Genomic DNA, 12,635 nt, shown 5'->3' with positions numbered 1-12,635 from the left:
CATGGCGCAGGAATTGTATATTGCAACCAATAATGGTGATATGGGCGGCGGCGAGGTCATGCTGCTCAATATTGCACGTGCCGCCCGTTCCCTTGGCTACCGAGTCACTGTTATTGGCCCGGCGCATCCGCCGCAGCTGGTTGAGGCTGCCGCCGATGAGGGGTTTGCCCGTGTAGTGCTTCCCGCTCGCACCCGTTCCCAGTACATGATGCAGCTTCGCGCCTGGCACTCCGCCCATAAGAAAGTACTACTGTGGTGCAACGGGCTGGTGCCCGCTGCCGCTACCGGCGGGCGTAAGAACCGGATTGTGCACCTGCACCAGATTCCAGAGGGACTCAACGCAAAACTGGTCCCCTTTGCGCGTCGTAAGGCGAGCGCGACCCTGGTGCCCAGCAACTTTATGGCCCGGCAGATAAATGGTGCACAGGTTTTGAGCAACTGGGTTTCTGAGGTACCTACAGACCTTAAACATGACAATACTGATGTCATACGTGTGGGATTTATTGGACGGCTGAGCCCCATTAAAGGTATAGTTCCGCTGTGTAAGGCTATTGCTACTCTCACCCAGGGAGGCGGTGCGTACCGCCTGGTGGTAGCAGGGGAACCCGTTTTCACCTCTGAGGTGGAGCAGGAACAGGTTGAACGTTCCCTTAGCCGTATTGCAGAGCACACCGAGCGTTTGGGGTGGGCCACCCCTGAGGCGTTGTTTAACAACGTCGATATGCTGGTAGTTCCCTCACTAGTTGCCGAGTCTTTTGGGCTTGTTGCTGCTGAAGCAATGAGCGCCCGTGTGCCTCTTATTGTCTCCGATTCGGGGGCATTACCCGAGATCGTGGGTGAAAACTACCCGTATATCGTCCCCAAAGGTGACGAGGCCGAGCTGGCGCGTACGATCAGCATCGTCGCGGAACAGCTGAGCTCAGACTCTGAGAAGCTCACCAGCACCGTATCTGACGCTTTCTGGCGTTGGCAGGAACTGTACTCTCCTGAGGCCGGTAAAGAACGCGTGCGTGAAATCCTGGAACAGCATATTTCACCCGCATAATATCCCTCTACGGCGGCGCGAGCCGACCGGAACACAACAGAATCACATCATAAAAGCATATCGTCATGACTCACCTTACACATCACGAAGCTCACTCACACAACGCCGACCACTACTACAAAGCGGCCGTCGTTATCCCCTCCAGAGGCGGTGCACACCTGCTGCACTACCCGCTGGAGGCCTTACGCGCCCAAACAGAAAAAGACTTTCAGGTAATCGTTGTGCTCGATGGCGACATCGACAATAGCGAGGCTGTCCTGAAAAAATATGCTGCCGAGGGCGGGCTGAACCTAAGCACCATTATTTTCCCCGAAAACCGGGGGAGGGTAGCAGCCCTGAACGCCGGGCACCGGGCCGCCAACGCCAAGGTACTTATCCGCTGCGATGATGACCTGCAGCCGGACGAACATTACGTAGCGAACCACCTTCGCCTGCACCAAGAGTACGACGGGGTTATCGGCACCCTTAACAACGTATTTCCCGAGACCCCCTACTCGCTGGTTTATGGCAACTACCGGGATAAAAAGTTCAAGCAGGGAGCGCTCAGCGTACCCCCACACGAACGTTGGCATTACTGGAACGGTAACTCGTCCGTATCAGCCGAGTTCTTCCACAAAGTAGGGGGATTCGACCCCGCCTACCGCCTCTACGGCTGGGAAGACGTCGATATGGGGAAAATGATCGCCGACGCTGCGGGAAAAATTCTTATCTCTTCCGAGGTAGAGGCAAAACACCACGCTGAAGCAACCACCACCTCCGTACGCGCTCTGCGTGCCCTGCACTCTGGGGCGGCACGCTCCATTTTCGTGCGAAAACACGGCGAACAGGCACACACCGCCCCAAACCCGGGCGGGGTGTGGGGTGCAGCGGTCAAAACACTCGCATTATTCACCACCGAACGAACCATTAAAACAGTGGGGGACGCCAGCGATAGAATCCTGCTCAAACTCCCGGTAAAGCTCGCCGAGAAAATTGTGGCGCTACAGGTTGAAGCAGCCTCCTACGCGGGTGTGAAATACCCGCGCCGCGCCCAGAAAGTATTCTAGGAACCACATCATGTTCGCACACGCACATCATCTGCTCAGCGGAGCACAGAAAACCGCTAAAAAATGCCTGCCGTTCTGGCGGGTGCAAGCTACTGAAGAAATCGCTATCGCGCACGACTACCTCACTCAAAGAGGAGGGGCCGAGCGGGTGGTACTTGCCATGCACAAGGCTTTCCCCGAGGCGACGATATACACCACCCTTTACGACCCCGAAGGCACTTTCCCCGAGTTTAAAGATGCAAAAATTGTCACCAGCGGCATTAACCGCATTGGGCTGTTCCGCCATAAACATCGTTTCGCGCTGCCGCTGTTGCCATTCGCATCGTCCCTGTTGAAGGTACCCGCCCGGAAGGCGATTATCTCAACCACCGGCTGGGCGCACGGGTTCAGGTACGCCGGGCAGAGCTTCGTCTACTGCCACTCCCCGGCGCGCTGGCTGTACCTGAGCGACCAGTATTTGGGGAAGAAAAAAGACGGTGTTGCGGGGATTGCTTTGCGCACGCTCAGGCCCGCGCTGACCCGGTGGGATCAGCGGGCCGCCGCAAAATCCGAGAACTATGTGGGCAACTCCACCATCATTAGGGAGCGGATCCAGAACGTCTACGGTAAAGAGGATGTACCGATTTTTTTCCCGCCGCATTCGGTAGATATGGATTCCCCGGCCGAGCCGATTCCTGGTTTGGAGAAGTTCATGGCTGACGGCGACTATTTCCTGATCGTCTCACGCCTGTTGCCGTATAAGAACATAGAACACGCGGTGGAGGCCTTCACACGCATGGGAAAGAAACTACTGATTATCGGCCGGGGGCCGGAGAAAGATAGCCTTCTAAAACATGCCGGGCCGACGGTGCGTATCGCCTCAGATCTGCCGGATGCGCAGCTATGTTACGCCTACCGCAACTGTGTGGCGCTGCTGGCGATTTCACACGAGGATTTCGGGATTACCCCCCTGGAGGCAGGTGCAAGCGGTAAACCTGTGATTGCGTTCCGTGCCGGCGGTTTCCTTGACACCGTCGTGGAAGGGCGTACCGGTGTGTTTATTGATGAGCCAACCCCTGAGTTGATCGAGTCTGCCGTGTCCTCATTTGACCCGGCACAGTGGGACCCCCAGCAGATTCGCGCCCATGTTGAAAAGTTCTCTGAAGAGAGGTTTATCGCCCAGCTGCACGAGTATGTGGCCCAGCTGGGATAACGCTAACGCTGCACGATTTGGCTGTATTCACCGCAGTATTACGGGAAGGGCAGGTGGGGGAAGTTTCCCGGAACATGCCGCCTGTTTACAGCTCTTCCAGGTACTCGCGGGACACCAAATCGGCCACAAAATCCTGCACCTGCTCGGCGATAGCCGCAGGGTCCTGTTCCGCAAGCTCCGCGATCTCTTCAATAGCCTCCGGGAGAGTCAGCGGAATCTCAAACACGCCCCAAATAATGGATGCTGACCCCTCTAAGACCGCGATGCTGCTGGTGCGCAAATCAGCAAGATAGCTGGCGGTGGGGCTGTACTTGGCGAATTCGTCGGTGTGCACATAGGCGATATGTTCGGGGATGCGGTAACGCAGCTGAGCCATTATTTGCCGCCTTTCGGAAATTTAATGCCGAAACGGCTGAAGAACTGCCGCCATATTTCGCTCCGGCTGGGTTTATGCCCCAGCGTCATTGCCAGGTGGTCTTCGTTTACCAGCGCAATATTCCTGATAACTCGTGCCTTCTCGGCAATACCGCGTGCTGAGCGTACCCGTGCAAACCACAGCAGGTAGGGGGGAACTTTCGTCGAGACAGCCTTCCACAGCAGGTAGTCGCGGTGCCCCCTGTAGGCCGCTAGATGGCCCATTGCCGCCGCGTAAGCAATGCCGGAGTGCAGCTCTAAGGCCCTATCGTGTACCCGTTCCCATTCGCTGTAGCTCATGATTTCGTTAAGGTATTTGAGGTCGCTGCTGTATTTCGCGGCGGCTCGTGCACGGTGCAGCACCACAATAACTCGCGCATCCAGCACAGACGGTACGGTACAGGGCCGGTGCGCTATATCGCGTGTGGTTCGGGCCAGCCACAGCTGCTCAAAAACCCGTTCATGGTTCTCGCCCAGGCCGGGGAAGAACCGGTGTATGTCGGTCAGCCCCCACGCATCGTGGTGAAGGGTCATGGCGTGTTCAAATACTGAGCCGGTTTCAAAGTGCGCTTGGATACTCCACCCCTGAGCTATAAGCGCCTGCACGAACCGGTCCACATGTGAGGGGCGTACCAGCAAATCCACGTCGGTGCTGTGCCGCTCGGGACGGTACACCTCTGGGCCGAATGCGTACCCTTTAACGTGCAGAATATCTATGCCGTTGGCGTTGGCGACGCGCTGAAAGTAGGCGTGCGCCAGCATAATACGTGCTTTGAGCGGCGCTGAGGCGGCCTGCCGTTCAGTTTTTTCCACGGGGTGTCTTCCAGTTAGTTTTTGAAGCGTGTGCTGTAGCTACAGTATAGGGCGGGGACAAGGCGCAATGTCTTATCCCCGCCCCGGTTTACTGCTGCGGGCGGTAAACCTATTTCTTGGCTTTCTTCCGAGACTTCATTTTTTTCTTCGTGCCGTCTTTTGAGTAGCCGTAGTAGGTTGCGTACCCCACGTAGCTGTTGGCGTAGCCGAAGCCGTAGTAGGAGTTACCCAGGCCCTTACGCGGCGCGCGGTTCAGCACCAGACCGAAGAGGTTAGCATTCACCTTGTTCAGGTTATTGGTTGCCTCGGTCATCTGCTCGCGGTGGCTCTTACCGATCGAACCAACCATAATCACGCCATCTACCGCGTAGGAGAGCAGTGAGGCATCGGTGACGGGCAGCAGCGGTGGGGCATCCAGAACCACCACGAACTCTTCGGATAGTTCCCTGACCAGCTGGCGCATCTTATCGGAGCCCAGCAGTTCTGAGGGGTTCGGGGGGATACGTCCGGCGGTGAGCACGAACAGGTTGGATTCCTCCAACTGGTACACGGCCTCAGCAATATCGACCTGACCGGCCAGCACCTGGGTGAGACCGACCTTCGCATCAACGTTGAGTTTCTTCGCCAGGGTGGGGCGGCGCAGGTCGGCATCAATGAGGATGACAGCCTGACCAGACTCAGCCATGGAACGCGCCAGCGACAGCGACACGGTGGACTTACCTTCGCTGGGAACCGCGGAGGTGACCAGGAACGAACGTGGCGGCTCGTCAATATTGACGAAACGCAGGTTGGTGCGCAGCTGACGAATTGACTCTTGAGCGATATGGTCGTTGGAGGAGCCGGTAACAATGTTTTCTTCAGTGAGGTCATCACTGGTGGGCAGCACACCAAGGATGCTGCTGCCGGTGGCTTTCACGGCGTCATCACGGGTACGGATACGCTGGTCCACGGAGCGGCGCAGGAAGATCACAACGTACACAAGAACGAGCCCGGCGACTGCACCGATGAGGGTGTTACGGGTGTAGTTGGGGGATACCAGCGGAGGGTTAATACTTGCGTTATCGAGAGGGATCACGCGGATATTATTCGCGGCGTTACCGCTAACAGCGGTGTTCGCGCTAGCACTAGCACCTGCAGTGTTGCCGTTCTCAGCATTGGGGGTGGCGTTATTCCCCCCATTGCTGTTGGCGGCGTTGCCGCTACCGCCGTTATTGCCTTCAATATTTTTAATGTATTCAGCGGTGGCGTGTAGCGCCGAGTTCGCCAGAACCTGCGCCTGCTCCGGTGTGGAGGCGTGGGCGCTGACTTTAATCAGCGAGCTGTTTTCGTCAGTGGACGCGGTAACGCTGCCGCGGATACCGCTGACGGTCATCCCCATATTGGGGTTTTTCTCTTGAATGATTTTCGCCACAGCCTCGGAGGAGACGATAGCGGAGTAGGAACGGGCGCGGTCTTTCGCAGCCGATGAGCCCGAGAGCACGTCAATGGTGCCGCCACTGCCAATGGTGACGTACCCGGATGCGCTGGCCGCATACACCTTGGGCTGGGTGAGGGAATAGCCGACGCCTAAGAGAGCACCAATAATGATGCCGAGGATAAGCAACACGAGGTTTGCCCTCGTGGTGCGCACAAAGTCCAGTATGGTCATGGTCTGTGATTACTCCAGAATGCGTATGTGATGTATTTGAGCTGAGTGTAGTCGACCCGTGCCCGGGCACAGTTGAGCGAAGACGCCACCTTACCGTAGCAGGTTGAGAAGGTATTCGCCGTAACCGCTCTTAACGAGGGGGCTTGCAATCTTGCTGAGTTCCTGATCGCTGAGCCAGCCTGCGCGCCACGCAATTTCTTCGGGGCATCCAATGGAAAGACCCTGACGTTTTTGCACGGTGCGGATGAAGTTCGTGGCATCCGCGAGTGAATCGAAGGTGCCGGTGTCGAGCCACGCAGTGCCGCGCGGAAGAACCTCCACTTTCAGTTTACCCTGTTTTAGGTATACACGGTTAAGGTCGGTGATTTCCAGTTCACCACGCGGTGAAGGTTCAAGTTCTTGTGCATAGTTAACCACATCCCGGTCGTAGAAATACAGGCCGGGGATCACATAGTCGCTCTTGGGTTTTTCGGGCTTTTCCTCAATGGAGAGGGCGTTGTTGTTCTCATCGAATTCGACCACACCGTAGGCGCGCGGGTCAGCCACCTGGTAGGCGAAGACAGTTGCGCCGTCCTTCTGTTCGTATTTGGCCAACTGGGTGCCGAGCCCGTGCCCATAGAAAATATTGTCGCCAAGCACGAGGGCAACGGGGCTATTACCAATAAAATCTGCACCAAGAATAAATGCTTGAGCCAGCCCGTCAGGGGAGGGCTGCACCTTGTATTCGAAGTGAACCCCGAATCTTGAGCCGTCCCCGAGCAGCCTTTGGAACTGCTCCTGGTCGGCAGGGGTGGTGATAATGAGGATATCCCGGATACCCGCCAACATGAGTGTTGAGAGCGGGTAATAGATCATCGGCTTGTCATAGACCGGGGTGAGCTGTTTGCTAATGCCCTGAGTGATGGGGTGAAGGCGGCTGCCGGTGCCGCCAGCTAGAATGATTCCTTTCATAGTTTCTATATTGTGTCACGATTCTCGCCGTTTGTATGCATAAAAATACGGGTGTCGGGCGCTAAAATCTAACGTATGGCTCACATTCTTGTTACCGGCGGCGCCGGTTTTATTGGCTCAAACTTTGTTCATCACCTGTTGGAGCGCACTCAGCACACTGTCACAGTTCTCGACAAAATGACGTACGCCGCGAACGCGGCTTCCCTTGCGGGGCTTGATGAATCCCGCTTTAAACTAGTGGTTGGCGATATTGCAGACCGTGAACTCACCGACGAACTCGTAGCGCAGGCGGACGCAGTCATCCATTACGCCGCAGAGTCCCATAACGATAACTCCCTGGCGAACCCAGAACCTTTTATTCACACCAACCTAATTGGCACATTTACCCTGCTGGAGGCGGTGCGCAAGCACGGAACCCGCTACCACCACATCTCAACCGATGAAGTTTTCGGCGATTTGGCGCTGGATGACCCCGCAAAGTTCACCGAAACTACGCCCTACAACCCCTCCTCCCCGTACTCCTCCACCAAGGCAGGCTCCGATCTGCTGGTGCGCGCCTGGGTGCGTTCTTTCGGGATTGAGGCGACCATCTCGAACTGCTCGAATAACTACGGACCGTATCAGCACATCGAAAAATTTATTCCCCGGCAGATTACGAATATCCTCTCGGGGCTGACCCCTAAGCTCTACGGCGAGGGTCTGAACGTGCGCGACTGGATTCACGCATCCGATCATTCTTCGGCGGTGCTGCGCATCCTTGAATCCGGAAAAATTGGTGAGACCTACCTCATCGGTGCAGACGGTGAGGAGAATAACATTACCGTGCTGCGCACTATTCTTCGCCTCATGGACAAAGACGAGAACGACTTTGAGCACGTGATAGACCGGCCCGGGCACGATATGCGGTATGCCATTGACGGCACCCGTCTGCGCGAAGAACTCGGGTGGGAACCTCAGTTCACCAACTTTGAAGCGGGTCTTGCCGATACCATCACGTGGTACACCGATAACCGCTCCTGGTGGGAACCGCTCAAGGCAGAAGTTGAGGCTAAATACGCGAAGGTGGGGCAGTAAATGACGAAAGAACTGAACGTGAGGGCGACCGATATACCGGGGCTGCTCGTCATCGATCTGCCCGTGCACGGCGATAATCGCGGCTGGTTTAAGGAAAACTGGCAGCGTGAGAAAATGCGTGCCGCCGGTCTGCCCGATTTTGACCCGGTGCAGAATAATATTTCTTTTAACACCTCGGTAGGCACCACACGCGGTATTCATGCCGAACCCTGGGACAAATACGTTTCGGTGGCAAGCGGCCGAATTTTCGGTGCCTGGGTAGACTTGCGTGCGGGGGAGAGCTTCGGACGGGTCGTGACCGTCGAACTCGGCCCCGACACCGCTATCTTCGTTCCGCGCGGGGTTGGCAACGCCTTCCAAACCCTGGAGGAAAACACCGCCTACACCTACCTGGTGAACGATCATTGGTCAGCGGATGCTCTGACCGCCTACAGCTTCCTGAACCTCGCGGACGAAAGCGCCGCCATCGACTGGCCTATCGACCTGGCGCAGGCTGAGCTTTCAGAGAAGGACCGCAAACACCCGCGCTTACATGAGATCACCCCGCTTACCCCCGACCCTCTTCTGATCGTGGGTGCAAGTGGGCAGCTCGGGCGTGAACTCGTTCGCCAGCTGACTGCGAAGAACATCCCTTTCGAGGCGGTAGACCGTGACCGGCTCGACCTTGGAACCCCCGAAAAATGGCGAAACGCCTTCCGCTGGCGGTCATACCGCGCGGTCATTAATGCCGCCGCCTACACCGCAGTGGATAACGCCGAAACCCCCGAGGGGCGCCGCGAAGCCTGGGCCGCCAACGCCCACGGAGTCGCCGCCCTAGCGAGCGTCTGCGAAGAAGCGAATCTTCCTCTCGTGCACGTTTCCACCGACTATGTCTTCGATGGAACTCTGCCGGTAGGGCAAGAATACTCGGTGGAGCATCCCATCTCCCCGCTGAGCGTATATGGCGCCTCCAAGGCGGCGGGGGAGAGCGCCGCGACCGCGTGGCGCAAACACTACCTGCTGCGCACCAGCTGGGTGGTTGGCGAGGGTAAAAATTTTGTGGCAACTATGGCATCGCTGGCCGAACGCGGCGTGGATCCTGTCGTCGTGGCGGATCAGTGGGGGCGCCCCACCTTCACCCAAGACTTGGCGGGGGCGGCACTACATCTGCTGTTTACCGGCGCACCCTACGGCACCTACCATGTGTCAAACAGCGGCGAGGTTATCACTTGGGCAGATCTTGCCCGAGCCGTATACACCGGCACCGGTCACGATGCCGCCCGAGTAAGCGACACCACAACTGCGGAATACTTCGCCAACGCCCAGGTCTTCGCCCCGCGCCCCGCCAACTCTGCCCTGGATCTTTCAAAACTTATTGCTGCCGGATTCACCCCACGCGATCACCGCGATGCGCTCGCCGAGTACTTAAAGGTTCTTTAACTGGCATGTGCTGAAGACTTGTTGTGAGCGGTGTACTTAATTAATACCGTTCATGTGCCCCGGCGAGTTTGGAATAGTAAAGGGGCAAAAAACACTCACATACTCACATATACTTTGGGGAATAGCATAAGGGCCTTAGGTGTCTTTTGAGATGGCTTGGATTCCTTTCAATGAAAAAGATTTTTGCACTTACGGCTCTCTGCGTTGCTTCCCCTTTGTCTTATACGGAATATGTCGATGAAAGTCTGCATATTTCGTAGGAAAGGTAGACAGCATGACAACTGAACATGCGGAGGTAAATAAGGAGACCGATGTCGTACGGCGAGATGCATCTGTTGACATCCTCAAAGGTGTTGCAATTATTGCGGTTGTCTTTGGGCATGTGTACCGCGGGATGTGGAGCGCTGGCCTTGGTAGCTCTGAGTTGCTGCCCGGGAAGCAGATTATCGACAATAGTGTGTACTTTTGGCATCTGGTGATCTTTGCGTTTTTGAGCGGAATATTTGTTTCTCGCGGGATTGCGCGGGAGGGAACTAAAAAGTATTTTAAAAGCCGAGCCACATTATTTCTTTGGTTGTATATAGTCTGGCAGATAATTCAGGTAGGCATTAAATTTTTTGCCTCTGCCAATGTAAATACAAAGGTTTCTCTCGTGGATGCCTTCGCCTTTTGGAAGCCTGAGGGGCAGCTATGGTTCTTCCCCTGGATTATTATTGCTCTCGCGGTTTCTATTCTCCTAGGTGTCTGGCGTAGGTCGCGTCTGTCTTGGCTGGGTTTGTTGTTGCTGGCCCTGCTGAGCGTTGCCAGCTGGGGGTATGACGGAGGATACGTTGGAACTCAAGGATTGTCGCTTATCTTCTTCTATGCTCTTGGGATATATCTGGGGTACGAGCGTTTCTCAGCTCTCTTGATGAGTGTCTCTGTCTGGGTCCATGGCGTCATTGCCTTTATTGGTCTCTCGCTGTATGTCGTTGGCTTATTTACTCTTCCTGCCATTACCCCAACGGTTCAGTCTGCCCACCCCAGAAGTTTTATGATAATCGCCTCTGGGATTTTGATGACGAGCCTATCCTCTGTCTCTCTGATATCCCTGGGGTATCTCCTGTCTAAAATTTCTGTGGGTAAAATTTTTGCCTTTATCGGGCGATACTCTCTCGAGATATTCATTGCGCACATTGTTTTTGTATCGATCGTTCGCATGGTAATGACTAAGGGCGGCGTATTCTCGATCCCGATATACCTTGTTGCGGGGGTGGTTATCGGTGTCATACTACCGATTCTTTTAGGAAAGTTCGTCAGCCGATGCGGAATTCCTCTTTTCTCCATACCTCGGTTTTCTAAGGGCGCTAGTTAAGGGTGAAGATGGTGCGCACCGGGGCATGTTCTGCCAACTCTGCCCTGGATTTTTCAAAACTTATCGCTGCCGGATTCACCCCTCGCGATCACCGCGATGCGCTCGCCGAGTATCTGTCACACATAACATATCCTGCGCTATAAATAGCAAACATGGATATTTATCACATTTACAATCCGTAATTTCTCAGGAACTATGAAAACAAAATATAGTGAACACTCTTTAAAGAGTTTTGGTAGTATTGTAAAAATTGCTATTTCTGTAGTATTTTTTGTCACCGTTTATTTTTTGACTGCTAAATCTGCCTTGTATCAAGATTTTCAGGTGTATTACTCTGCTGGTTCCAGCGTAAATCCTTTTATCTCATACGACTATTCGTTGTATGACCAAGACTTAACGGTGGGCACCGTTCGTACATACGGGTTGGTGGAATACGTATTCTCTCATTCAGGGCTGCATCTACCATTTACCTATCCCCCCTTTGCGGCATTACTCTTTTTACCTATCTCAGCATTTCCCTATAGTATTGCTGCGTTTATTCACGCATGTGTGTATGGGGCGTGTGCCATAGCTGTGGCTTACCTGGCAGCTTGCATGCTCTCGAAACATGAATGGTTTACCCGTCGTATTAATATTATGACGCCATGGTGGGTTATGATGATTGCAGCTATTTTTGTAGTGACTTCTGCCTGGCGCGGTGGGACAAACTATGGCCAGATTAATCCCATAATTTTTCTCTTAGTTTTGTGGGATTTTGTGAGACCTGCGCATCGGATACCTCGCGGGTTTTTCGTGGGCATTGCAGCAGGAATAAAACTCACCCCGCTTGCTCTGATGCTGGTATTCCTGGCGCGGCGAGAGTGGACGTCCATTCTAACAACGACGCTCACCTTCCTTGGGACAGTTGTTCTTGGGTTTATTCTTCTGCCTTCACAATCCGTACAGTTCTGGACGAGTGCAATTCAAGATACTTCAAGGGTTGGTCGTGTTCGCGAACTGGGGAATATATCATTCCAAGGGATTATTTCTACCGTGGTTCCTGAAGGGGTATTGCTTAAAGCATTATATATTCTTGCGGCAGTAGCATTTATTGTTCTGATTTATGTATTTATTAGATTGTCAGACAAAATGTATGATGCGTATGTTTCGAACTATATTACTGCCTGTGCGGCCCTGCTTGTATCTGCGTTTATATCACCTATTTCGTGGAGTCACCATAGTGTATATATACCGCTTATCATTATCTGTTTTATTGTTTTCGGATTTTCATTGGTTCAAAAAACTTTTGGGAAGCTAGGAGGAGGTATTGCGATAAGCTTGATCCTGTTAGCAGGATTTACTTTGCTCTTTACCCCGATTGAAATGTCAAAGTTTATTAGTAGAGTCTGGATTCGTCTTAAGATGTTCCCCTTTACAGATATTCTCCGAAATTCCTCCACCCTAGATGAGTCGTTTAAAATCGCGGTTGAATCAACCCCAGTCATGTTTGTCACCTATATCCCGTATATTGCGATGGTCCTTATCTACTGTGTATGGGTATTAGCCTTAGCGCGAAGGAATAAAGATAAGAAAGGACAATCAGGGAATCTAACGTCGCGTTCTTCCCATTTGGGAAACGATAAGCTTGCGAAAGACAGCATGGGTGTGTAAGCGGAAGCCTGCCTCTCAGGGGCGGGTAT

11 protein-coding genes are annotated in these 12,635 nt (G+C 54.1%); 7 read left to right on the top strand and 4 right to left on the bottom strand.

What is annotated here, in order from left to right:
- Position 1: 1 nt before the first annotated feature.
- From I6I94_RS03595 to I6I94_RS03585, 3 genes are all read left to right on the top strand, one after another.
- Complete coding sequence (locus I6I94_RS03595) at positions 2 to 1,045, top strand: glycosyltransferase family 4 protein (protein WP_128087547.1); 1,044 nt, start codon at positions 2 to 4, stop codon at positions 1,043 to 1,045.
- 65 nt (positions 1,046 to 1,110) lie between these two features.
- Complete coding sequence (locus tag I6I94_RS03590; RefSeq protein WP_128087548.1) at positions 1,111 to 2,091, top strand: glycosyltransferase family 2 protein; 981 nt, start codon at positions 1,111 to 1,113, stop codon at positions 2,089 to 2,091.
- A 10-nt stretch (positions 2,092 to 2,101) separates the two neighbouring features.
- Positions 2,102 to 3,283 (top strand): glycosyltransferase, encoded by a 1,182-nt coding sequence (locus tag I6I94_RS03585; protein ID WP_128087549.1) that lies wholly within the window; start codon positions 2,102 to 2,104, stop codon positions 3,281 to 3,283.
- 85 nt (positions 3,284 to 3,368) lie between these two features.
- On the opposite strand, the gene I6I94_RS03580 is transcribed toward I6I94_RS03585, so the two are convergent.
- The 4 genes from I6I94_RS03580 to rfbA form a co-directional block, all read right to left on the bottom strand.
- A complete protein-coding gene (locus I6I94_RS03580) occupies positions 3,369 to 3,659 on the bottom strand; it encodes a PqqD family protein (RefSeq protein WP_128087550.1) in 291 nt (96 codons plus the stop codon).
- Positions 3,659 to 4,510: a nucleotidyltransferase family protein gene (locus I6I94_RS03575; protein WP_128087551.1), complete on the bottom strand. Its 852-nt coding sequence runs from the start codon at positions 4,508 to 4,510 to the stop codon at positions 3,659 to 3,661. Before I6I94_RS03575 ends, I6I94_RS03580 begins: the two co-directional genes overlap by 1 nt.
- 109 nt (positions 4,511 to 4,619) lie before the next feature.
- Positions 4,620 to 6,158 (bottom strand): polysaccharide biosynthesis tyrosine autokinase, encoded by a 1,539-nt coding sequence (locus I6I94_RS03570; protein WP_201620886.1) that lies wholly within the window; start codon positions 6,156 to 6,158, stop codon positions 4,620 to 4,622.
- Between the two features lie 90 nt (positions 6,159 to 6,248).
- A complete protein-coding gene (gene rfbA / locus I6I94_RS03565) occupies positions 6,249 to 7,109 on the bottom strand; it encodes a glucose-1-phosphate thymidylyltransferase RfbA (RefSeq protein WP_037232715.1) in 861 nt (286 codons plus the stop codon).
- Positions 7,110 to 7,184: 75 nt separating this feature from the next.
- Between rfbA and rfbB the strand changes: the two genes are divergently transcribed.
- The 4 genes from rfbB to I6I94_RS03545 all read left to right on the top strand — a co-directional run bounded on the left by rfbB (position 7,185) and on the right by I6I94_RS03545 (position 12,606).
- A complete protein-coding gene (gene rfbB / locus I6I94_RS03560) occupies positions 7,185 to 8,183 on the top strand; it encodes a dTDP-glucose 4,6-dehydratase (protein ID WP_201620885.1) in 999 nt (332 codons plus the stop codon).
- Complete coding sequence (rfbD, locus tag I6I94_RS03555) at positions 8,184 to 9,602, top strand: dTDP-4-dehydrorhamnose reductase (RefSeq protein WP_201620884.1); 1,419 nt, start codon at positions 8,184 to 8,186, stop codon at positions 9,600 to 9,602.
- A gap of 274 nt (positions 9,603 to 9,876) precedes the next feature.
- Positions 9,877 to 10,956 (top strand): acyltransferase family protein, encoded by a 1,080-nt coding sequence (locus I6I94_RS03550; protein ID WP_201620883.1) that lies wholly within the window; start codon positions 9,877 to 9,879, stop codon positions 10,954 to 10,956.
- A gap of 195 nt (positions 10,957 to 11,151) precedes the next feature.
- A complete protein-coding gene (locus I6I94_RS03545; protein WP_201620882.1) occupies positions 11,152 to 12,606 on the top strand; it encodes a glycosyltransferase 87 family protein in 1,455 nt (484 codons plus the stop codon).
- The last annotated feature ends 29 nt before the right edge of the window (positions 12,607 to 12,635 follow it).

The organism is Rothia aeria (assembly GCF_016726365.1).
Classification (GTDB): Bacteria; Actinomycetota; Actinomycetes; order Actinomycetales; family Micrococcaceae; genus Rothia; species Rothia aeria.
Note: the sequence above shows the minus strand (reverse complement) of the source record. Positions and strands in the feature narration are given on the sequence as shown.